19 protein-coding genes, 1 pseudogene and 1 riboswitch are annotated in these 21307 nt (G+C 65.6%); of the genes and pseudogenes, 18 read left to right on the forward strand and 2 right to left on the reverse strand.

Translation table 11 applies throughout. From position 1 onward, the window contains the following. Window positions 1-103: 103 nt before the first annotated feature. The 3 genes and pseudogenes from BLS42_RS10115 to BLS42_RS10125 all read left to right on the forward strand — a co-directional run. Window positions 104-589: pseudogene (locus BLS42_RS10115) on the forward strand (nitrilase-related carbon-nitrogen hydrolase); the annotation flags it as partial. Next, window positions 586-1629, forward strand: coding sequence for an agmatine deiminase family protein (locus BLS42_RS10120; protein ID WP_090580328.1), 1044 nt, complete (start codon window positions 586-588; stop codon window positions 1627-1629). The pseudogene BLS42_RS10115 and the gene BLS42_RS10120, both read left to right, overlap by 4 nt. A 64-nt stretch (window positions 1630-1693) precedes the next feature. Then, window positions 1694-2440 (forward strand): GOLPH3/VPS74 family protein, encoded by a 747-nt coding sequence (locus tag BLS42_RS10125; protein ID WP_090580331.1) that lies wholly within the window; start codon window positions 1694-1696, stop codon window positions 2438-2440. A gap of 73 nt (window positions 2441-2513) precedes the next feature. Here the strand turns inward: BLS42_RS10125 and BLS42_RS10130 are convergent, their stop codons facing one another. Then, complete coding sequence (locus BLS42_RS10130) at window positions 2514-3539, reverse strand: LacI family DNA-binding transcriptional regulator (RefSeq protein WP_256336393.1); 1026 nt, start codon at window positions 3537-3539, stop codon at window positions 2514-2516. A 359-nt stretch (window positions 3540-3898) separates the two neighbouring features. On the opposite strand from BLS42_RS10130, the gene BLS42_RS10135 reads away from it, so the two are divergent. The 8 genes from BLS42_RS10135 (at window position 3899) to BLS42_RS10170 (ending at window position 11626) form a co-directional block, all read left to right on the forward strand. Next, window positions 3899-4600 (forward strand): nucleoside/nucleotide kinase family protein, encoded by a 702-nt coding sequence (locus BLS42_RS10135; protein ID WP_090580335.1) that lies wholly within the window; start codon window positions 3899-3901, stop codon window positions 4598-4600. A gap of 98 nt (window positions 4601-4698) precedes the next feature. Next, window positions 4699-5463 (forward strand): ATP-binding cassette domain-containing protein, encoded by a 765-nt coding sequence (locus tag BLS42_RS10140; RefSeq protein WP_090580338.1) that lies wholly within the window; start codon window positions 4699-4701, stop codon window positions 5461-5463. Then, complete coding sequence (locus BLS42_RS10145) at window positions 5460-6545, forward strand: ABC transporter permease (RefSeq protein ID WP_090580341.1); 1086 nt, start codon at window positions 5460-5462, stop codon at window positions 6543-6545. Before BLS42_RS10140 ends, BLS42_RS10145 begins: the two co-directional genes overlap by 4 nt. A 42-nt stretch (window positions 6546-6587) precedes the next feature. Next, complete coding sequence (locus BLS42_RS10150) at window positions 6588-7568, forward strand: ABC transporter substrate-binding protein (protein ID WP_090580345.1); 981 nt, start codon at window positions 6588-6590, stop codon at window positions 7566-7568. A gap of 83 nt (window positions 7569-7651) precedes the next feature. Next, window positions 7652-9151 (forward strand): mannitol dehydrogenase family protein, encoded by a 1500-nt coding sequence (locus BLS42_RS10155; protein ID WP_090580348.1) that lies wholly within the window; start codon window positions 7652-7654, stop codon window positions 9149-9151. Beyond that, complete coding sequence (locus BLS42_RS10160; RefSeq protein WP_090580350.1) at window positions 9148-9921, forward strand: SDR family oxidoreductase; 774 nt, start codon at window positions 9148-9150, stop codon at window positions 9919-9921. Before BLS42_RS10155 ends, BLS42_RS10160 begins: the two co-directional genes overlap by 4 nt. 55 nt (window positions 9922-9976) lie before the next feature. After that, the gene (locus BLS42_RS10165) at window positions 9977-10567 is read left to right on the forward strand and encodes a P-loop nucleotide/nucleoside kinase family protein (RefSeq protein WP_176803340.1); all 591 of its coding nucleotides are present in this window, start codon (window positions 9977-9979) and stop codon (window positions 10565-10567) included. Between the two features lie 138 nt (window positions 10568-10705). Continuing rightward, window positions 10706-11626 (forward strand): hypothetical protein, encoded by a 921-nt coding sequence (locus BLS42_RS10170; protein ID WP_218122093.1) that lies wholly within the window; start codon window positions 10706-10708, stop codon window positions 11624-11626. Window positions 11627-11847: 221 nt separating this feature from the next. Here BLS42_RS10170 and BLS42_RS10175 read toward each other — a convergent pair whose 3' ends face one another. After that, window positions 11848-12939, reverse strand: coding sequence for a type I restriction endonuclease (locus BLS42_RS10175; RefSeq protein ID WP_090580356.1), 1092 nt, complete (start codon window positions 12937-12939; stop codon window positions 11848-11850). Window positions 12940-13061: 122 nt separating this feature from the next. Here BLS42_RS10175 and BLS42_RS10180 point away from each other — a divergent pair, with 122 nt between their 5' ends. From BLS42_RS10180 to BLS42_RS10210, 7 genes are all read left to right on the forward strand, one after another. Beyond that, window positions 13062-13193 (forward strand): hypothetical protein, encoded by a 132-nt coding sequence (locus tag BLS42_RS10180; RefSeq protein ID WP_371129551.1) that lies wholly within the window; start codon window positions 13062-13064, stop codon window positions 13191-13193. Between the two features lie 144 nt (window positions 13194-13337). After that, a riboswitch (glycine riboswitch) is annotated at window positions 13338-13435 on the forward strand. 159 nt (window positions 13436-13594) lie between these two features. Beyond that, complete coding sequence (gcvP, locus tag BLS42_RS10185; RefSeq protein ID WP_090580358.1) at window positions 13595-16441, forward strand: aminomethyl-transferring glycine dehydrogenase; 2847 nt, start codon at window positions 13595-13597, stop codon at window positions 16439-16441. Between the two features lie 9 nt (window positions 16442-16450). Beyond that, window positions 16451-17587: a glycine cleavage system aminomethyltransferase GcvT gene (gene gcvT / locus BLS42_RS10190; protein ID WP_090580360.1), complete on the forward strand. Its 1137-nt coding sequence runs from the start codon at window positions 16451-16453 to the stop codon at window positions 17585-17587. A 56-nt stretch (window positions 17588-17643) separates the two neighbouring features. Beyond that, window positions 17644-18027 carry a glycine cleavage system protein GcvH gene (gene gcvH / locus BLS42_RS10195; protein ID WP_090580363.1) on the forward strand — a complete coding sequence of 128 codons (384 nt, stop codon included), beginning with the start codon at window positions 17644-17646 and terminating at the stop codon, window positions 18025-18027. Beyond that, on the forward strand, window positions 18024-19334 hold the full coding sequence (gene glyA, locus BLS42_RS10200) for a serine hydroxymethyltransferase (protein ID WP_090580366.1): 1311 nt from the start codon (window positions 18024-18026) through the stop codon (window positions 19332-19334). The genes gcvH and glyA overlap by 4 nt, the downstream gene beginning before the upstream one ends. Before the next feature lie 90 nt (window positions 19335-19424). Continuing rightward, window positions 19425-20837, forward strand: a complete 1413-nt coding sequence (locus BLS42_RS10205; protein WP_090580369.1) for an L-serine ammonia-lyase — start codon at window positions 19425-19427, stop codon at window positions 20835-20837. Window positions 20838-20851: 14 nt separating this feature from the next. Continuing rightward, a partial coding sequence (locus BLS42_RS10210) for a lipoyl synthase (protein ID WP_143019174.1) occupies window positions 20852-21307 on the forward strand: 456 nt, incomplete at its 3' end.

Genomic DNA, 21307 nt, shown 5'->3' on the forward strand with positions numbered 1-21307 from the left:
AGAAGTACGACGGCGGCCGCCAGCCTTCCGCACGGGAGGCTGGCGGCCGCCGGCGTCCGGAGGGCACAATCCAGCCGACCCCTGGGTTGCCGTCGACGCCCGCCCCGCGGAACTGGACGGGGCCGCCGTCGGGCTCCCCACCTGCTGGGACGAATGGTTCCCGGAGGTCGCCCGGCTGTATTCGCTGGCGGGCGCGGAAATTCTGGTCTACCCCACGGCCATCGGCTCGGAGCCGACCTTCCCGGAGTTCGACCACCAGCCGCTGTGGCAGCACGTGATCACCGGCCACGGCATCACGAACGGCACGTTCATGGTGGTCCCCAACCGGACGGGCGACGAAGGCGACATCATCTTCTACGGTTCCTCGTTCATTTCCGATCCCTACGGCCGAGTCCTGGCCCAGGCGCCGCGGGACCGGGAAGCCGTCCTGGTAGCCGACCTCGACCTGGACCAGCGCAAGGACTGGCTGGACCTCTTCCCGTTCCTGACCACACGCCGCCCCGACACGTACGCCGAGCTCACCCGGGACGTCGATTTCGGCCGCCCGTACGGTGCGGTATCCGCGCAGCAGACCGCGGCCCAGCCATGAGCTGGATGATGCCGAGCGAGACGGCCCGCCAGGAAAAGGTCTGGATGGCATTTCCGCCGGAGCGTTCCTCGATAGGGCACACCGCCGAGGAAACCCATGAGGCCCGCACTGCGTGGGCAGCCGTGGCGCATGCTGTGGCGGCATTCGAGCCGGTCACCATGGTCGTGGACCCGCCGGACATCGCTACCGCGCGGACCTATCTTTCGGCTGGCATGGAGCTGGTGGAAGCGCCCCTCGACGATGCCTGGATGCGGGACATCGGGCCCACCTTCGTGACCGGCGAAGACGGCCGGCTGGGCGGGGTGGATTGGGTCTTCAACGGCTGGGGGCAGCAGGACTGGGCCACTTGGGGCAAGGATTCCGGGGTCGGTGCGGAGGTGGTGAGGCTGGCCGGGGCGGAGCTGCTGGACAGCCCGCTGGTCAATGAAGGCGGCGGGATCCAGGTGGACGGTCTGGGCACCGTGCTGGTCACCGAGACGGTGCAGCTGGATAAGTTCCGGAACCCGCACCTGAGCAAGGCTGACGTCGAAGCCGAGCTGGCCCGCACCATCGGCGCCACGCATGTCATCTGGCTGCCGTGTGGGCTGACCCGTGATTCGCAGGAACTCGGAACCCGCGGACACGTGGACATCGTGGCCGCTATCCCGTCGCCGGGAGTGCTGCTGGTCCACTCCCAGCGCAACCCACTGCACCCGGACTTCCAGATCACCGCCGATATCATCGCGATGCTCGCCGGGACCCGGGACGCGCAGGGCCGCGCCTGGGACATCGTGGAGGTACCGGCCCCGGACACGCTGCGCGACGAGCTCGACTGGGTCGACTACAGCTACATCAACCACCTGGTGGTGAACGGCGGCGTCATCGCCTGCAGTTTCGACGACCCCGCGGACACGGGAGCCCGCCGGATCCTGGAGCAGGCGTATCCGGGCCGCGAAGTAGTGATGGTCGATGCCCGCCCCATCTTCGGCCGCAGACATGGCGGGCTGTTTGAAGAAAGGCGACGTGTTTGGAAGCGGGCGGCCGGCGGCAGGGCAATGTAGACGCCGACGTGGACGCTTGTAAATCCTCATTGTGGCGGCTGCCCGACTGCGCCACGATGTTCGTATGAACGCTCAAACGCCGAAGGTGGCGGAGCTGAACCTGCCCCAGGCCTTCCTCCTTCTGGCGACGAACGACCAAGACGGCACACCTGAGGTGCCGGTGTACGCACTCAGGACCACTTTGGCAGGGGCAATACTGGCCGAGCTGGAGCTGATCGGTGCGATCGGGCTGCAGGGGAAGCACGTGAGGGCTACCGGCACCGCCCCGCAAACGGATTTCCAGCACGAGCTGGAGCTCATCCGTGGCAAGTCCCGGCCCCACACTCCCAAGCGGTGGGTCGCCATGCTGGAGGGCCGCGCCGAAGTGCAGCGTGTCTACGAGGGGATGGCGGCACTGGGCATCGTGGAACATGTCGGCGAAAAACATCTGGGTGTGTTCCGGACCGTGCTGTACCCGGAGAAGGACCACGCTCCGGAGGCGGCGCTCCTGAAAAAGATCCAGGCCGCACTCAGCGGTGCGCCGTCCGATGCCGGGGCTTCGGATGCTACGGCGTCTGATGCCACGCCAACCGATGTCGGGGCACGCGATGCGGGGACCCCCGCTCCCGCGAAGCCTGATGCCACGGCACCCGATGCCAGAACCACGGCGCTGATCGCCCTGCTTCAGGCGGCCGGGCTGCTCGGCAAGCTGGTACCGGCAGCAGACAAAATCCGGGCACGTGAGCTGGCGAAGGACTACTGGCCCTCCCGCGCGGTGGAGGACGAACTGCGCATGATCAGACTGGCGGAGGAAGAAGAACCAGGCATATGAGGCTGCCTGAAATCGCTAGGCACGGAAGTCGACGGTCTGCGTGGACTCCAGGGCCCGCCGCCGGCCCAGCGCTTCAGCGCGAGCTTCTCGGCGTCGTCGAGCTCTGTGAGGGACTGACGGCAGCGCCCTGGCACGATTGGCGTTCGATCAGCTTGACGGGAATGACGTTCTTCCGCCTGAATTTCTTGGTGGGTGCTGCAATTCGGGCGAGGATGCGTTCGGCAGCCACTCGTCCAACATGACGCGGGTTCTGATCGATGACCGAGACCGAGGGCTGGAGGACATCTGCCATGGGGAAGTCGCCGAAGCTGATCAGCGCAATGTCGGTTCTGTTCAAGGCCTGCAGTGCCGGGAAAACGCCGGTTGAGAACCGCGCGTTGGACGAAAAGATGGCGGTGGGCGCATCAGGCAGTGCCAGTAGGGTCTTGCAGACATGGGCGGCAGCATCCGCGTCGCGCGAACCGAGCGCAATCAGCTCGTGTTCGCTTTTCAAGCCGGCGTCGGCAAGGGCGGCGAGATACCCCTCCAACCGAAGCTTCGTGGTGGGGACCTCAGTTGAGTCTCCGACGATGGCGATGCGGCGGTGCCCGTGGGCGATGAGGTGCTTCGTCGCTTCAAATGCTCCGCCGAAGTCGTCCTCGACGAAGTAGTCCGCGTGAAGCTTGGTGGGGATGCGGTCAATGAACACGATGGGGAAGCTGTCCTGCCAGCGCGCCAGGTAGGACTGGTCGGCGGCGATCGGGGCGATGATGAGGCCGCCGATCTGGCGGCGGACCGTCGTTTCAATGATGCTCTGCTCCAGGGCCGGGTTGTCTCCGAGGCTGGTGACGACGATGGCCATGTCGTGTTCACGCGCCGCCAGCTCGATCCCCTTCGTGACGGCCGCGAAGAAGGGATCCGCGACGTCGGGCACGGCGATGCCGATGACGGCTGACTTGCCCTCACGGAACGTCCGCGCGAGCATGTTCGGCACGTACTTGAGCTCGCGCATGGCCGACTGAACGCGCTCCCGCGTGTCTTCCGTGACGTGCGGGTCATCATTGAAGACCCGGGACACTGTCTTGGCGCTCACCCCGGCACGCGTGGCCACATCCTGCATGGTCGTCACGGTTCGGCTCCTTCGTTGTTCGCTGGGCACACCCTACAGCGGTGCTGTTCAAAAGCGGGGACGACACCAGCGCTGAGCATGTCATCGGTGACAATCGGCCGCCCACCCCATCCTGCCCCATGATCACGGCAACTTCAAGAAACTCATGTCATCGATGACATGAGTTTCTGAAATTTCCTTGACATCGATGACATGGGGCCCTTAGATTTTTTGTCAGGCAGGTCACGGCGAATCCTCGAAACACAAGTTCGAGCCCCGCGATCAGGACCTACCGGTTCGTTTCAGGCAGCGCTTCAAGGGTGTAGCAGCAGAGCTTCTTCACCGTGGCATGACCAACGGAGGAGACAGTGATGAACACCGCTGAAGACCGGGCCCCGGCACCAGCCGGGGGAGCTGAACGGCTGACTTGCTCACTGGACGAGCTGGTGGCACGGGCCGGCGCCCTTGCTGTCGCTGGAAGCCGGCGCATCCTCGGAATAGCCGGTGCGCCAGGTGCCGGAAAGTCAACCGTGGCGCAGGCCATCGCCGATGCCTTGGGTGGCCAGGCTGCCCGGGTGGGCATGGACGCCTTCCACCTGGCCAACTCGGTCCTTGCGGCCCACGGCTCCCGGGACCGCAAAGGCGCTCCAGACACCTTTGATCCGTGGGGATATGCCAACCTGCTGCGCCGGCTCAAGACGAACAATGAACCGGTGGTCTATGCCCCGGTCTTCGATCGCAGCCTGGAGGAATCCATCGGCAGCGCAGTTCCGGTGGCCCACGACGTCCCGCTGGTCATCACCGAGGGAAATTACCTCCTGCTCGACGCCGAAGGCTGGCGGGAAAGCAGGGAGCAGATCGACGAGGTCTGGTTCCTGGACATCGGCGACGGCGAACGGCAGCTCCGGTTGCTGAGGCGGCACGAAGCTTTCGGCAAATTGCCCGAAGAAGCTGAGGCATGGGCGCTGGGCAGCGACCAGCGCAATGCCGATGTTGTTGCCTCCACCCGGGAGCGGGCCGATCTGATCATCGACCTGAGGCATGCCCCCGGCGAGACCGCGGCCCAGGCCTGAACGAAGAGGAAGACAGAAGTGACAACACAACGAAGTGTCTCCGGCTGTTCGGCCGGAGCCTCCGCAATCGTCCCGTACCAGCTGACAGGTGTTACACCATGACAACAATCCCGGTTCTGGAAGCCCGCGGCCTGACCCGCAGCTTCGGCAACGTACGCGCCCTGGACGGCGTCGACTTCGACGTCAACGCCGGCGAGGTGGTTGCGCTCATCGGCGACAACGGCGCCGGAAAATCGACCCTGGTGAAGGCGCTGTCGGGAAACCTGGCCTTGGACTCCGGCAAGATCCTGTTCGCCGGCGGTGAGGTGGAACTTGGTTCCCCGAGCGAGGCCAGCCGCCTGGGCATCGAAACCGTGTACCAGGACCTGGCCCTGGCGCCCCATCTCAACGCGGCCCAAAACATGTTCCTGGGCCGCGAAATCTCCAAGCCCGGCTTTCAAGGCCGCCTCGGCTTCATGGACAACAAGGCGATGCGCGCCAAGTCACAGGAAGCCTTCGACGAACTTGGCGCCACGGTCCGGAGCCTCTCCGACCCCGTCGGCAGCATGTCGGGCGGCCAGAAGCAGGCAATCGCCATTGCCCGGGCCGTTGCCTGGGCCAAGGGCGTCATCTTCCTGGACGAACCGACAGCCGCCCTTGGCGTGGTGCAGACCAGAAACGTGCTCGAGACCATCCGCCGGGTCCGAGACAAGGGCGTCGGCGTCGTGTTCATTAGCCACTCGATGCCCCACGTCATCGACGTCGCCGACCGCGTCCAGGTCCTCCGGCTCGGACGCCGGGTGGCCACCTACGAGGCAAAGAAAACATCTGTGGAAGAACTAGTCGGCGCAATGACCGGCGCACTTGATGGAGCACACTCATGACCACCACCGAAGCCGTACCCCGCACCGCCGGCACCGCACCGGAAATCTCACGCGCACACACGCTCAAGCAGGTGCTCCAGGTTCAGTCGTTCCAGATCCTGCTAGTTCTGCTGGTCATCTTCCTGGCCTTCTCCGCCTTGGCGCCGGAAGTGTTCCCGACGTGGGGCAATGTCCGCCAGATCATCCAGAACGTCTCCATCCTCGGGGTCCTGGGCATCGGCATGACCTTTGTCATCGTCACCTCGGGCATCGACCTGTCTATCGGATCCAACCTTGTCTTCTCCGGGGTAGTGGCAGCCAAGGTCATGCAGGCCATGGACGGTTCCGGGTGGGGGACGGCCATCGTGGGGATCCTCGTCGCCGTCGGATGCGGGGTCGGCTGGGGCCTGCTCAACGGGGTCCTCATCGCGAAGGCCAAGGTGCCGCCCCTGATCGTCACCCTCGGAACACTCGGCGGCGCCCTGGGACTGGCGCAGGTCATCACCGGCGGCGTGGACATCCGGGAAGTCCCGGCAGTGCTCCAGGACTCCATCGGCTACGGCAACGTCCCGGGAACGACCCTGCCGACGATCTCCCTCATCGCCATGGTCCTCATCCTGATCTTCGGCACCGTGCTCCATCGGACACGCTTCGGCCTCTACACCTTCGCCGTCGGCTCCAACGAGGAATCCGCCCGACGGGTCGGCGTGAAGGTCGACCGCCAGCTGATCTCCATCTACGTCCTCTCCGGCGGCCTCGCCGGCGTGGCAGGCATCCTGTCACTGTCGCAGTACGGCACCACGGCCATCGCCGGCCAGTCGGCGACTAACCTCAACGTCATCGCCGCAGTGGTGATCGGCGGAACCTCACTCTTCGGCGGCGTCGGCACCATCTTTGGAACCGTCGTCGGACTCTTCATCCCCGCAGTGCTGCAGAACGGCTTCGTCATCGTCGGCATCCAGCCGTTCTGGCAGCAGGTAGCAGTCGGTGCCGTCCTGGTCCTAGCCGTCTACGTCGACCAACGACGCCGGGCCGCGGCCGCCAGGGGGCATGCCGCCAAGGCCGACGGCAAGAAGAAGGTCTTTGGCCTACGATCCAGCTGATTTTTCCCGAATTACCCCCATCAAACACACAGGAGCGCGACAATGAAGTTAACCCCTAAAATCACCCTGCTCGCCGCAGGTGTCCTCGCCGCAACATCCCTCAGCGCCTGTGCTGGCGGCACCGCCTCGGCAGGGAGCGCGGCCGGAACGCAGCCCAAGCTCACGTTCATCCAGGGCGTCGCCGGGGACGAGTTTTACGTCAGCATGCAGTGTGGCATCGACGCGGCCGCCAAGGCGGCCGGCGCCACGGTCAACACGCAGGGGCCGGCCAAGTTCGACCCGACGCTGCAAAAGCCCATCGTCGATTCCGTTGTGGCATCCCGACCGGACGCCATCCTCATCGCACCCACCGATGTGGCCGCGATGCAGGCGCCGTTGAAGGCGGCTGCGGCCGCTGGCATCAAGGTGGTCCTCGTTGACACCACCGTGGGGGACCCCTCGTTCGCCGCGTCGGCGATCGCCTCGGACAACAAGGGCGGCGGCCTGGAGGCCTTCAAAGCCATCAAGAACCTCAGCCCCGGCGGGGGCAAAGTCCTGGTAATTTCCACCGACCCCGGCGTCTCGACGGCCGATGCCCGTGTCGCGGGATTCGAAGAGGGCGCTAAGGCTGACTCGTCCTTCGAGTACTTGGGTGTGCAGTACAGCCACAACGACCCGGCTGAAGCGGCCAAGCTCGTCTCCGCCGCCCTGGCCAAGGACCCGGACATCGTCGGTGTGTTCGCAGCCAACACCTTCGCGGCAGAGGGCACGGCAACAGGCATCCGCCAGGCCGGCAAGCAGGACCAGGTCAAGATCGTCGGCTTCGACGCCGGGCCCGCCCAGGTCAAGCAGCTCAAGGACGGCGTCGTCCAGGCCCTGATCGCCCAGGAACCTGCATCCATCGGCACGCAGGGCGTGGCCCAGGCCATCAAGGCCATCAAGGGCGAGTCCACCCAGAAGGAGATCCAGACCGGATTCAAGCAGATCACCGCAGACAACATCAGCGGTGACGGCGCCCAATACGTCTACAAGTCCTCCTGCTAACCGGCCTGCCGGCGCCGTTGCCCGCACCTCACCAGCGGGCAACGGCACCGCCCCCACCTCTCCCGACCGAAGAGAAGAATGACATGACGTCCCTGAATGAAGTGGCCCTCCCGGAATTGGAAGGCCGGCTCCCCATCCCCTCGTATGACCGGCGCGCCGTCCGGACAGGCATTGTCCACTTCGGCGTCGGCGGGTTCCACCGCTCGCACGAAGCCATGTTCATCGACCGCCTGCTGAACCTGGGGAGCTCGCAGGACTGGGGAATCTGCGGCGTCGGCGTCCTGCCCTCGGACGCCAGCATGCACGGTGTCCTCGCCAGCCAGGACGGCCTGTACACCCTGGTGTTGAAGGGCTTCGAAGGCACCGAAGACGCCAGAATCATCGGTTCCATCACCGAATACCTCTTCGCGCCCCACGACCCGGCAGCGGTCATCCGCAAACTCGCGGATCCGGCCACCCGTATAGTCTCCCTGTCCATTACCGAGGGCGGCTACAGCATCAACGGCAGCACCGGGGAATTCGATGCCCGTACGCCGGACATCCTCCATGACCTGGGGCCGAACACCGTTCCCGGCTCCGCGTTCGGCCTGATCACCGCAGCGCTGGCGAAGCGGCGTGAGCAGGGCACGGCCCCGTTCACCGTCATGTCATGCGACAACATTCAGGGGAACGGCGACGTCGCCCGCAAGGCGCTCGTGTCCTTCGCACGGCTCAAAGATCCGGGGCTGGCCGGCTGGATCAGCGAAACCGTAGCCTTTCCGAACTCCATGGTGGACCGCATCACGCCCGTCACCACTGACGCCGACCGGGCTGCGGTAGCCGCGGCCTACGGCTTCTCGGATGCGTGGCCGGTGATTGCCGAGCCCTTTGAACAATGGGTCCTCGAGGACAATTTCCCTGCCGGCCGGCCGCCCCTGGAAGACGCCGGCGTGCAGATGGTGGACGACGTGGAGCCCTATGAGCTGATGAAACTCCGGCTCCTGAACGCGAGCCACCAGGTGATGAGCTATCTCGGCTACCTCGCGGGTCACCGGTATGTCCATGAGGTCTGCGCGGATCCGCTGTTCGCCGACTTCATCGCCGGCTACATGGAACAAGAGGCGACACCCACGCTTCGTCCCGTGCCCGGCATTGATCTGCACGCCTACCGGAACGAACTCATCCACCGCTTCTCCAACCCCGCCGTCAGGGACACCCTCGCCCGCCAAATGGTCGACGCCTCCGTACGGATCCCCAAATTCGTGCTCCCTGTCGTCCGTGAACAGCTCCGCCTCGGAGGCCCCATTGACCGGGCGGCCCTGGTGATCGCAGCCTGGGCGCGCTTTCTCGAAGGCACTGATGAAGACCTCGAACCCATCGACCTCACCGACCAGCGCCTTGGCGACCTGCGCGCCGCCCTCCGGGCGGACCACGCGGAACCTGGCGCCTTCCTCAATCTGACCAACGTCTTCGGCGACCTGGGCCGGAACGCCCGCTTCGCCGCCGCATACCGGGAAGCCCGGGAAGCCCTGCAACGGTCCGGGGCGCGAACTGCCGTCCAGGACCTCACAGAACCTTCTATACCCACCAGGAGCACCTCATGACCGATTCCCCCACAAGCAGCACCGCCGTCGAAAACCCAGCAGCCGCCGGCTTCAGCGGCCGCACCATCCTTGTCACCGGCGCGAGCGGCGGAATCGGGGCCGCCACCGTCAGGCAGCTTGTTGCCGCCGGGGCAAAAGTCATCGCCAGCGCGCGCACTCTCGAGTCGCTGGCAGAGCTCTGCGATGAGACCGGCGCGCAGCCCTTGGCCTTCGACCTGACCTCCGAGGACAGCATCCGGGACGCCCTCGAGGGCCTTGCCCTCTGGGGGGTGGTGAACTGCGGCGGCTTCGGCGGCGAAATCGCGACCCCGCAGGACACCAACATCGACGTCTTCGACAAGGTCATCAGCATCAACGCCCGCGGCGCCCTCCTGGTCATCAAATATGCGGTGCCCGCCATGATCCGCCAGGGTCACGGCGGCGCCATCGTCAACGTCTCCAGCCAAGCCAGCATGGTGGCGCTGCACGGCCACATCTCCTACGGATCCTCCAAAGCGGCACTGGACAACATCACCCGGGTATCCGCCCTGGAACTTGGCAGGCACAACATCCGCGTCAACAGCGTCAACCCCACGGTGGTCATGACGGACATGTCCAACTTCTACTGGGGACGGCCGGAAATCGGCGGGCCCTTCCTGGAGCAGATGCCGCTCGGACGGTGGGCCACGGTCGACGACGTCGCCGGCCCCATCGTCTTCCTGCTCAGCGACGCCGCCGCGATGATCACCGGCGCGTCCCTCCCGATCGACGGCGGCTTCACCAGCCGCTGACCGTCTTCCCGGCGCAGGGGCGCCGCGAACTGACCTCAACTTTGAAATGGATGACATGAACATGACCGAAGAACGCGCATCCGAGGCGATCATCGTCTCCGGAGTTCCGGCGAGTGGCAAAACAACGTTTGCCCAGGACCTGGCCCGCCAGCTCCACTGGACCATCCTTGACCTGGACACCGTCACCAACCCGTTGTTCGAACACATGGGCGGCGAGTTCCTGGTCGACGTCCCCAACGCACAACCAGCGGCGCGGGCGAGCGTGAACGATATCCGCTACACCTGCCTCTTCGACACCACCCGGGAGAACCTCGCACTCGGCAACAGCGTGGTGGTTGTTGCCCCGTTCACCTCCGAACGCACGTTCCCGGCCGCATGGGAACGGCTTGTTGAGCGGCTCGCCATTCCCGGCTCGCGGGTGCACCTCGCCTGGATGGACACCCCGACGGGCGAGGTGGTGAGGCGCATGCAGCTCCGCGGGGCCGCTCGCGACCTCGACAAGATCAAGGAACCGGAGCGTTTCCTCTCGCCCGACGTCACCCAGCCACCCGGCGTCGCGCATATCCGCATTGACGGCCTGCTGGCGCCGTATGAGCAGATCGATCACTTCCTGGCGGACTTCGCAGCGCGGGAGGCCCTGCGCTGAGCCGCCGCTAAGCGGTTTCCACGCCAACCTTCCGCCGAGGGGCTAAACCTCCCAGGGCGGCACCCCGTACGGGGCGCGATTCGTCGTGCCCGATTCCAGACCCCACAAGACCAAAAACCACCCAATTAGGAGAACCCAGTGAATACACTCACGACGCTCGAACGCCGCGGCATGGCAGCGATCTCGACCCCCGGCGGCAAGATGCTCATCGTCGCCGCCGACCAGCGCAACGGCATGAAAGCCGTGATGAACGACGCACCCGACGGGCCGAACTCCATCACCGCCCAGCAGCTCTCCGACGCAAAGGCGGACCTGGTCCGCTACCTGGGAAACGCCGCGCCTGCGATCCTGCTCGATCCCGAAGTTGCCCTGCCCCGCGTCGCGGATGAAGGCGTCCTCTCCCGCGACACCGCCCTGGTGGTGGGCCTGGACGCTTCCGGTTTCGAGACGGTCGATGGCCTGCGCTACACGAAGTTCGTCCCGGGGATGTCGCCGCGCAGGGTACGCGAACTCGGCGGTGACGTGGCGAAGATGCTCTGGTACATGCGCCCAGACCTTCAGGACGACGGCTCGCGCGTCGCGGACGAGATCCGTGAACTCGTCAAGGCATGCACCGACGAGGGCCTCCTTCTCATCGTCGAGATCCTGGTCTACCGCCTCGACGGCGAAAGCGAGGAGGCTTACGCCGCAGCGTTCCCCGGCCTCGTTGCCGAGTCTGCACGGCTCTCCGTCGAGTGCGGCGCTAAGGTGCTCAAGCTGCAGTACCCGGGGTCTGCCGAGGCCAGTGCCGCTGTAACCGAGGCGTCCGCTGGCGTGCCGTGGGCTGTCCTGTCCGCTGGAGTTGACCACGAGACATTCATCAAGCAGGTCGAGACAGCCGTGGCCAATGGCGCCGGCGGAGCCATGGCGGGCCGCTCGCTGTGGAAGGACAGCATGGCTGTCTCGGCCGAAACCCGCGAGCACCTGCTGACGACACGGGCCCTCCCGCGTCTGCAAGAGCTCGAAGCCGTCGTCGACGGCACGCTTGTGGCTTCCAACGGCGGCTGGTCAGCGCCCTAGGGGAGCGGAACCAAACGCAAGCGGACGACGGCGGGAAGTTCCGCCGTCGTCCGCACCACCTGCACGGCGGCTCAGGGTATTACCAGCATGCCCTTCCGGACAGTAGCGCTGGCGTAGCTCCAAGTGGAGTGGTCGAGGTTTTGTTCCTTACGCCGAGCTGCTTGGCGTCGGGATGGCCGTGATGGCAACCAGAAGCAGGTCGAGGTCAGTTGCACGCGCACTCACAGGTAGCTCTTTACGCTCGCGCGGAGTGCTTCCGTGTGCTCGTAGATCTCTTCCAGTGAGCCAATGGGCACCCGCGTCTCTTCCTTGTTGTCGTCGAAGATGCCGATGTACTTCTGGGTGCGGTTGAAGTGCAGGCGCGCGATCGGTTTGCGGTTGTTGTCGTCCAGCAGCACCGCGAAATAGGACTTGGCGTCCCTCTGCACTACGCGAGCGGGCTTGACTTCGCTGCAGACGATGGCGCGCACTATCTGGTATCCCTCGATTTCCTCCAGCGTTGTTTCCAGGCCGTCAGCCTCGGCCAGATCGGCTTCGGCCACAGGTGCGCTCGTGACACTGGCCGCCACTGTCGCGTCGTCATTTTGGGGGAAGGCCGGGGCGCCGAGGGCCTTCTTCAGCCGCTCGTTCACCTGGTCATTCAGGAACTGCTTGGACGCTTTGGTTACCAACGCGGTGAACTGCTCACGCACCTTCTGGGTATAGGGACTCGGATAGACACGACCCGTCAGGAACTTGATCCACTCGTCCTCCGGCTCCTTGAATTGTGCCGCCAGTGTCCTCTTGAGTTCACCGATGTATTTCAGTTCGCCGGCCGCACTGATGATCGAATCGAGATCAAACACGTCTTTGGACAGTTTTTGCAGCTCCGGAATGAGGGATTCATCGATGTCGTTCAAATCCAGCACGAGGAACGGCTTGGCGTCCATGCGGTTCGGTGCATCGAGGTCCGTGAAGAATTGGTACACCTCGCCGTTGGTCAGGATGGCGATCCTGGCGTTGGTCACGGCAAAGTACCGGAAAAGCTGGGATGCGTGCTCGATTTTCACTGGTTCCGTGGACTTCTTGCACTCGATCAGGATCTGGACCTCGCCGTCTTTGACGATCGCGTAGTCGATCTTCTCGCCCTTCTTGAGCCCTACATCCGCGATGAACTCCGGAACGACTTCCATGGGGTTAAAGACGTCATAGCCAAGAATTGTGGAAATGAAGGGCATGACAAAGGCATTCTTCGTGGCCTCCTCCGTTTGGATCACACCTCGCTGTTGGCGCACCTTTGCTGCCAAAGCTGAAAGTTTTTCTACAAACTCCATTTGTCCCCCTGAGAATTGATGGTGCTGCCAACCGTAGCGCAGCCCTGTGCCAATTTGATGAAAGTAGCCCTAGAGGGTGAGGGCTGGGATCCCAGCTCGCGGCCGAACGCCTCGGCCCGCTGATGCAGGCCACCGTCCCCACGCCCGCCGCCGCGGCGCAGCTCGCCGCCTCCATCACCTTCCTGCTCAGCGACGACGGAACCAAGGTCAACGGCGCCATCCTCGCCTCCGACGGCGGCTGGTCCGCACTGTAGGGGAGCGGCACTAAACGCCAGCGGACGACGGCGGGGAGTCCCGCCGTCGTCCGCGGGAACAGCGACTCAATTGAAATAAATTTTGCATCCTGCCCGGGAACCAGATAAATTGTGAGCTGTGTCACCCACCAGTGGCACAGCTTATGATCTGCGGCGGGAGAGTCCTGCCGGTACGTTCAGCAGGCGCCGTAGGAGCAAATCCTCCCCAGGAATCTCTCAGGCCCACGTACCGCCGCGGCAAGGCAACTCTGGAAAGCAGTCCGGGCAACCGGGCTCACCGACGGTGCAAGTGGCGCGCTGCTATCAGCAGGGCAAAACGGAAACTCTCAGGTCCAATACAGAGCGGGGAGGAACCCGAATCATCGTGGCGTCTTGATGCCACCTGAATTATGGAGTTCCTCATGACGGTTCAATCGTCCCCGTCCACCTTCGCAGACCGCCACATCGGCGCCCGCCGCCAGGCCGACATCGACACCATGCTCAAGGCTGTCGGCTACGACAGCGTCGATGGCCTCGTTGACAACGCGGTCCCCGATTCCATCCGCCAGGAAAAGCCCCTCACCCTGGACAGCGCCCTCAGCGAAGTCCAGGTGCTGGCCGCACTGCGCAAGCTCGCCTCCAAGAACAAGACTGCCGTGCAGATGATCGGCCAGGGCTACTACGACACCGTCACCCCGCCGGTGATCCGCCGCAACATCCTTGAGGCCCCGGCCTGGTACACCGCGTACACGCCCTACCAGCCGGAGATCTCCCAGGGCCGCCTCGAGGCGCTGCTGAATTTCCAGACCATGGTCCAGGACCTCACCGCGCTCCCGGTCGCCAATGCGTCCCTCCTCGACGAGGCCACCGCGGTTGCCGAAGCCGTGCTTCTCATGCGCCGCGCCAACAAAAACAAGTCCGCTGCCGGGGCCAAGACCGTCCTCGACGCCGACTGCCTCCCGCAGACCATCGCCATAGTTAAGGGCCGCGCGGAGGCCCTTGGCTTCGAGGTGCAGGTCGCCGACCTCTCCAGGGGCCTGCCCGACGGCGACATCAACGGTCTCGTCCTGCAGCAGCCGGGCGTCTCCGGCCGGGTGTGGGACCAGTCCGGCGTGATCGCCGAGGCCAAGGAACGCGGCGCCCTCGTCACCGTCGCCGCCGACCTGCTGGCTCTCACCCTGATCACCCCTCCGGGCGAGCAGGGAGCGGACATCGCCGTCGGCTCCACCCAGCGCCTGGGCGTGCCGCTGTTCTTCGGCGGCCCGCACGCCGCGTACATGGCGGTCCGCGAGGGCATGGAACGCACGCTCCCCGGCCGCATCGTCGGCGTCTCCAAGGACAACGCCGGCGTCCCGGCCTACCGGCTGGCGCTGCAGACCCGCGAGCAGCACATCCGCCGTGAGAAGGCCACCTCCAACATCTGCACCGCGCAGGCCCTGCTGGCCATCGTGTCCTCGTTCTACGCCGTCTACCACGGCCCCGACGGGCTGAAGGCGATCGCCGAGACCGTCCACAACAAGGCCCGCGCCCTCGCCGCCACGCTGAAGATCGTCGGCCGGGAACTGGTGAGCGACTCCTTCTTCGACACCCTCACGGTGCGTGTGCCCGGCAAGGCCGCCAAGGTCATCGCCGCCGCCGAGGCCCGGGGCATCAACCTGCGGCTCATCGACGCGGACACAGTTGGCGTGTCCGTCGATGAAACCACGACGCCGGAGGTCCTCTCCGCGGTGGTCGTCGCCTTTGGCGCCGGCCCGGTGGTTGAGGCCAAGGGCTTCGAGCTGCCCGAGACCGTGCTGCGCACCTCCGACTTCCTGCAGCACCCGGTGTTCAACACCCACCGTTCCGAAACCCAGCTGCTGCGCTACATCCGCAAGCTCTCGGACCGGGACCTTGCCCTGGACCGCACCATGATCCCGCTGGGCTCCTGCACCATGAAGCTGAACGCCACGGCCGAGATGGAAGCCATCTCCTGGCCGGAGTTCGCCTCCATCCACCCGTTCGCGCCGGACTCCCAGACCGAGGGCTGGCGGGAACTCATCGGCGGCCTCGAAGCTGACCTCGCCGAAATCACGGGCTACGACCAGGTCTCCATCCAGCCCAACGCCGGATCCCAGGGCGAACTCGCCGGCCTGCTGGCCATCCGCGGCTACCACCACTCCCGCGGCGACGCCCGGCGCAACATCTGCCTTATCCCGGCCTCGGCCCACGGCACCAATGCGGCCTCGGCCGTGCTAGCCGGCATGAAGGTCGTTGTGGTGGCCACCGCCTCCGACGGCACGATCGACCACGCGGACCTGACCGCCAAGATCGAGGCCAACAAGGACGCGCTGTCCTGCATCATGATCACCTACCCGTCCACCCACGGGGTGTACGACGCCGACGTCCGCGAGGTCTGCGACGCGATCCACGCCGCCGGCGGGCAGGTCTACGTCGACGGCGCCAACCTCAACGCGCTCGTCGGGCTGGCCCAGCCGGGCAAGTTTGGCGGCGACGTTTCGCACCTGAACCTGCACAAGACCTTCTGCATCCCGCACGGCGGCGGCGGACCGGGCGTTGGCCCGGTTGCCGCCAAAGCGCACCTGGCGCCGTTCATGCCGGGGGACGCGAACAACGTGGACCCGAGCAAGGGAGTTGCGATCTCCGCCTCACGCTTCGGATCTGCCGGCGTGCTGCCGATCTCCTGGGCGTACGTGAAGCTCATGGGCGGCCGGGGCCTCACCGAGGCCACCAAGTCCGCGCTGCTCGCAGCCAACTACATCGCGTCCCGGCTGGATGAGCACTTCCCGGTGCTCTACACGGGGGAGAGCGGCCTGGTGGCCCACGAGTGCATCCTGGATTTGCGTGAACTGACCGCCAGGACCGGCGTGACCGCCGAGGACGTGGCCAAGCGCCTCATCGACTTCGGCTTCCACGCCCCCACGCTGTCCTTCCCCGTGGCGGGCACCCTCATGGTGGAGCCCACCGAGTCCGAGGACCTGGCGGAGATCGACCGCTTCATCGAGGCGATGATCACCATCCGCCAGGAGATCGACCAGGTCGCCAACGGCGATTTCACGGTGGAGAACTCCCCACTGCGCAACGCACCCCACACGGCAGCCGCCGTCGTTAGCTCTGACTGGACCCGCGAGTACCCGCGTGAGCAGGCCGCATTCCCCGTCCACACACTCAGGCAGGACAAGTACTTCCCGCCAGTCGGGCGGATCGACGGCGCCGCCGGGGACCGCAACCTGGTCTGCTCCTGCCCGCCGCTTTCCGAATTCGAGAACTAAGGATCCCTGATGAGTGAGAACTACACCGCTCTCTACGAGCAGCACAAAAAAGCCGGCGCCACCTTCACGGACTTCGGCGGCTGGCAGATGCCCCTCAAGTACGAATCGGAACTCGCCGAGCACCACGCCGTCCGCAACGCCGCGGGTCTGTTCGACCTCTCCCACATGGGCGAAGTCTGGGTCAGCGGCCCGGACGCCGCCGCGTTCCTCGACTACGCCCTGGCCGGGAAGCTGTCGGCGGTGGCCATAGGCAAAGCAAAGTACTCGCTGATCTGCCAGGAGGATGGCGGCATCATCGATGACCTCATCTCCTACCGCCGCGGTGAGGACAAGTACCTGGTGGTCCCCAACGCCGGCAACGCTGCGGTGGTTGCCGCGGCGCTGGCCGAACGGGCCGGTTCTGCCCGAGAAGACGGGTTCGACGTGACGGTGGAGGATGTTTCCGCCGAGACCTCGCTGATCGCCGTCCAGGGCCCGAACGCTGAAGCCATCCTGCTGACGCTGGTCCCGGCCGAGCAACACTCGCTGGTCACGGAGCTGAAGTACTACGCTGCGGTTGAGGTTCAAATCAAGGGACAAGATCTGCTCCTCGCCCGCACCGGCTACACCGGCGAGGACGGCTTCGAAATCTACGTTCCCAACGAGGACGCCGCCGGCCTCTGGGAAGCACTGCTGGAAACCGGCGCCAGCCACGGGCTTATCCCCGCCGGTCTGGCCTGCCGTGACTCGCTGCGTTTGGAAGCCGGCATGCCGCTCTATGGCAACGAGCTCTCCCGCGAGGGCAACCCGTACGCGGCAGGCCTGGGCCCGGTCGTCTCGCTCGCCAAGGAGTCGGACTTCGTCGGCAAGGCTGCCCTGAGCGAGCTCAAGGCAGCCGGCGAAGGCTCCACGACCGGCCGCAAGCTCGTTGGGCTCAAGGGCCTCGGACGCCGTGCCGCCCGCAGCCACTACCCGGTCCTCAAAGACGGCAACGTGGTCGGCGAAGTGACCTCCGGACAGCCCTCACCCACTTTGGGCTACCCCGTCGCCATGGCCTATGTCGACGTCGAACACGCCGCACCGGGCACAGCCCTGGACATTGACCTCCGCGGCAAGGCGGAGCCGTTCGAAGTTGTCGCACTGCCGTTCTACAAGCGCCAAAAGTAGCCGGCCGCCGCTGGTTGAGCCTGTCGAAACCAATACGAACTTAAGGATTGAGATAAATGAGCAAAGTTGTAGCCGAACTGAAGTACTCCGCTGAACACGAGTGGGTTGCTGCCGACGGATCAGGCCCTGCAGGGATTGGGATTTCGGCTGTGGCTGCCGACGCCCTGGGCGACATCGTCTACGTGGACCTGCCCGAGGTCGGCTCGGCGGTGACGGCGGGGGAGACCTGCGGCGAGGTCGAGTCGACCAAGTCGGTTTCGGACCTCTACGCCCCGGTGACGGGCGAGGTTACGGAGATCAATGACGCCGTCGTGTCCGATCCGGCGCTGATCAACAGCGATCCGTACGGTGCGGGCTGGCTGTTCAAGGTGGCCGTGACCGAGGAGGGTCCGCTGATGTCGGCGCAGGAGTACGCGTCCAAGAACGGTGGCGAGCTGTGAGCCCCGCAACCGGTACCGTCGCGTTTGAGCAGGTGTTCTCCGCGAGCCTGGACGCTGAGCTGTCCGCCTTGGATCCGGAGATCGCGGCGAGGATCGACGCCGAGCTCACCCGCCAGCGTGACGGGCTGGAGATGATCGCTTCGGAGAACCACACCGCCAGGGCCGTGATGCAGGCGCAGGGCTCGGTGCTGACGAACAAGTACGCCGAGGGCTACCCGGGCAGGCGCTACTACGGCGGCTGCGAGCACGTTGACGTGATCGAACAGCTCGCGATCGACAGGGTCAAGGCTTTGTTCGGCGCGGGGTACGCGAACGTCCAGCCGCACTCCGGTGCGCAGGCCAACGCCTCGGTCATGCATGCCCTGATCCGTCCGGGCGACACCATCATGGGCCTGAACCTGGCGCACGGCGGGCACCTCACGCACGGCATGAAGATCAACTTCTCCGGCCGGCTCTACAACGTGATCCCGTACCAGGTCCGTGAAGAGGACCACCGGATCGACATGGCCGAGGTCGAGGCCCTGGCCCGGGAGCACAAGCCGGCCCTGATCGTTGCCGGCTGGTCCGCCTACGCCCGGCAGCTCGACTTCGCCGAGTTCCGCCGGATCGCCGATTCCGTGGGCGCCTACCTGATGGTGGACATGGCCCACTTCGCCGGACTGGTCGCGGCCGGGCTGCACCCGTCCCCGGTGCCGCACGCCCACGTCACCACCTCCACGACGCACAAGACCCTCGCCGGTCCGCGCGGCGGCATCATCCTGAGCAACGACGCCGACATCGCCAAGAAGATCAACTCGGCGGTGTTCCCCGGACAGCAGGGCGGCCCGCTGGAGCACGTCATCGCCGGCAAGGCCGTGGCGTTCAAGATCGCCGCGTCCGAAGAGTTCAAGGAGCGCCAGGAGCGTGTCCTGGCCGGCGCCAGGATCCTCGCCGAGCGCCTTATCCAGCCGGACGTGACCGCCAAGGGAATCAACGTGATCTCCGGCGGCACCGATGTGCACCTGGTCCTGGTGGACCTGCGCGACTGCGAACTCAACGGGCAGGAGGCCGAGGACCGCCTCGCCGCGATCGACATCACCGTCAACCGCAACGCCGTCCCGTTCGATCCGCGCCCGCCCATGGTCACCTCCGGGCTGCGCATCGGCACCCCGGCGCTGGCCACCCGCGGCTTCGGCGAGGCGGCCTTCGCCGAGGTGGCGGACATCATCGCCGAGGCTTTGATCGCCGAGGCCGGCGCGGACCTGTCCGGCCTGCGCGCCCGGGTGGAGGCCCTCGCCGCCGACCACCCGCTCTACCCTGCCCTATAGCCCGTCCTGGTAGTTGAGCCTGTCGAAGCATTGGGGGTTTGACGGGCTCAACCACCGACATTTGAAGCATGACTAAGTGAGGAACCGACAATGGCTGTTGGAGTCTTTGACCTGTTTTCAATCGGAATAGGACCATCCAGTTCCCACACCGTGGGACCGATGCGGGCCGCCGCCGTGTTTGCTGAAGAACTCAAGTCCCTCGGCAAGCTGGCAGAGGTGGCGTCGCTGCGGGTGGACCTTTACGGTTCGCTTGCTGCCACGGGCCACGGCCACGGCACCATGACCGCCATCCTGCTGGGCCTGGAGGGCTTCCACCCCGAGCAGATCCTCCCCGAGGAAGTGGAAGACCGGCTGGCCGCGATCGCCGGGACCGGCACCCTGCAGCTGGCAGGAGCCGTTGCCCTGCCCTACGGGGTGAAGGACATGGTCCTGCGCCCGCTGACCATCCTGCCCCGGCACACCAACGGCATGACGTTCACGGTCTCCGACGCCGGGGGCGAAACGCTGCACCAGGCCACGTTCTTCTCCGTCGGCGGCGGCTTCATTGTCCGCGAAGGCGAGGAGGACGCGGCGCAGCAGGAGCTCGACGAATCCAAGAAGGAACTGCCGCTGCCGTTCCGCACGGCCGCCGAACTGCTGGAACACTGCCGGAAGACCTCGCTGAGCATCAGCGAGGTGATGCGGATCAACGAGGAGGACAGCCGGCCGGAAGAGGAGATCCGGGAGGGCCTGCTGCACATCTACTCGGTGATGGAGGGCTGCGTCCAGGTCAGCCTCAAACGCACCGGGCTGCTGCCCGGCGGGCTCAAGGTCCGCCGCCGCGCGCCCGACTGGCACGAGCGGCTCATGAAGGAAACCCTGGATCAGGACCCCGACTTCCGGGACCCGAAGTACTGGCAGGAATGGGTCAACCTGATCGCCCTGGCCGTGAATGAGGAAAACGCCTCGGGCGGGCGCGTGGTCACCGCCCCCACCAACGGCGCCGCGGGCATCATCCCCGCCGTGCTCTACTACGCGCTGCACTTCGCCCCCGGCATGGACAAGGCAACCCAGGCCGACCGCGACGACGTCGTGGTCAAGTTCCTGCTGACCGCCGGCGCCATCGGCGTGCTCTACAAGGAACAGGCCTCGATTTCCGGCGCGGAAGTCGGCTGCCAGGGCGAGGTGGGCTCGGCGTCGTCGATGGCGGCCGCCGGTCTGGCCGAAGTCATGGGCGGCACCCCCCAACAGGTGGAGAACGCCGCGGAAATCGCGATGGAGCACAACCTGGGCCTGACCTGCGATCCGATCGGCGGGCTGGTCCAGGTCCCGTGCATCGAACGCAACGCGATCGCCGCCGCCAAGGCCATCAACGCCGCCAAGATGGCCCTCTGGGGCGACGGCACCCACCGGGTCTCCCTCGACGAGGTGATCGTGACCATGCGCGAAACCGGCAAGGACATGTCCTCCAAATACAAGGAAACGGCCATGGGCGGCCTCGCCGTCAACGTCGTCGAATGCTGAAGGAAAGAGAACTAATGACACTGGCACCAGAAGGCCGGAAGATGCTGCGCATTGAGCAGCGAAATGCGGCCACACCGGTGGAACGGAAGCCGGAATGGATCAAGGCCAAGGTCCAGATGGGCCCCGAGTTCGTCCAGCTCAAAAACCTCGTCAAGAAGGAAGGCCTCCACACCGTGTGTGAAGAGGCCGGCTGTCCGAACATCTTCGAATGCTGGGAAGACAAGGAAGCCACCTTCCTGATCGGCGGCTCCGAATGCACCCGGCGCTGCGACTTCTGCCAGATCGACACCGGCAAGCCCTCGCCCGTGGACATGTTCGAGCCCACCAAGGTGGCCCGCTCGGTCCAGGCCATGCAGCTGCGCTACGCCACCGTGACCGGTGTGGCCCGCGACGACCTCGCCGACGAGGGCGTCTGGCTGTACGCCGAGACGGTCCGCAAGATCCACGAACTGAACCCGGGCACCGGCGTC

Origin of the sequence: Arthrobacter sp. ov407 (assembly GCF_900102895.1) — a bacterium.
Taxonomy (GTDB): Bacteria; Actinomycetota; Actinomycetes; order Actinomycetales; family Micrococcaceae; genus Arthrobacter.

What these genes read in the sequence shown, in the direction of transcription:
- BLS42_RS10125 (WP_090580331.1), top strand. Translation starts at nt 1,694, where the DNA reads ATGAACGCTCAAACGCCGAAGGTGGCGGAGCTGAACCTGCCCCAGGCC.
- BLS42_RS10145 (WP_090580341.1), top strand. Translation starts at nt 5,460, where the DNA reads ATGACCACCACCGAAGCCGTACCCCGCACCGCCGGCACCGCACCGGAA.
- BLS42_RS10140 (WP_090580338.1), top strand. Translation starts at nt 4,699, where the DNA reads ATGACAACAATCCCGGTTCTGGAAGCCCGCGGCCTGACCCGCAGCTTC.
- BLS42_RS10165 (WP_176803340.1), top strand. Translation starts at nt 9,977, where the DNA reads ATGAACATGACCGAAGAACGCGCATCCGAGGCGATCATCGTCTCCGGA.
- BLS42_RS10120 (WP_090580328.1), top strand. Translation starts at nt 586, where the DNA reads ATGAGCTGGATGATGCCGAGCGAGACGGCCCGCCAGGAAAAGGTCTGG.
- BLS42_RS10160 (WP_090580350.1), top strand. Translation starts at nt 9,148, where the DNA reads ATGACCGATTCCCCCACAAGCAGCACCGCCGTCGAAAACCCAGCAGCC.
- BLS42_RS10150 (WP_090580345.1), top strand. Translation starts at nt 6,588, where the DNA reads ATGAAGTTAACCCCTAAAATCACCCTGCTCGCCGCAGGTGTCCTCGCC.
- BLS42_RS10155 (WP_090580348.1), top strand. Translation starts at nt 7,652, where the DNA reads ATGACGTCCCTGAATGAAGTGGCCCTCCCGGAATTGGAAGGCCGGCTC.
- BLS42_RS10180 (WP_371129551.1), top strand. Translation starts at nt 13,062, where the DNA reads ATGCAGGCCACCGTCCCCACGCCCGCCGCCGCGGCGCAGCTCGCCGCC.
- gcvT (WP_090580360.1), top strand. Translation starts at nt 16,451, where the DNA reads ATGAGTGAGAACTACACCGCTCTCTACGAGCAGCACAAAAAAGCCGGC.
- gcvH (WP_090580363.1), top strand. Translation starts at nt 17,644, where the DNA reads ATGAGCAAAGTTGTAGCCGAACTGAAGTACTCCGCTGAACACGAGTGG.
- BLS42_RS10205 (WP_090580369.1), top strand. Translation starts at nt 19,425, where the DNA reads ATGGCTGTTGGAGTCTTTGACCTGTTTTCAATCGGAATAGGACCATCC.
- gcvP (WP_090580358.1), top strand. Translation starts at nt 13,595, where the DNA reads ATGACGGTTCAATCGTCCCCGTCCACCTTCGCAGACCGCCACATCGGC.
- BLS42_RS10135 (WP_090580335.1), top strand. Translation starts at nt 3,899, where the DNA reads ATGAACACCGCTGAAGACCGGGCCCCGGCACCAGCCGGGGGAGCTGAA.
- BLS42_RS10175 (WP_090580356.1), bottom strand. Translation starts at nt 12,939, where the DNA reads ATGGAGTTTGTAGAAAAACTTTCAGCTTTGGCAGCAAAGGTGCGCCAA.
- BLS42_RS10130 (WP_256336393.1), bottom strand. Translation starts at nt 3,539, where the DNA reads ATGCAGGATGTGGCCACGCGTGCCGGGGTGAGCGCCAAGACAGTGTCC.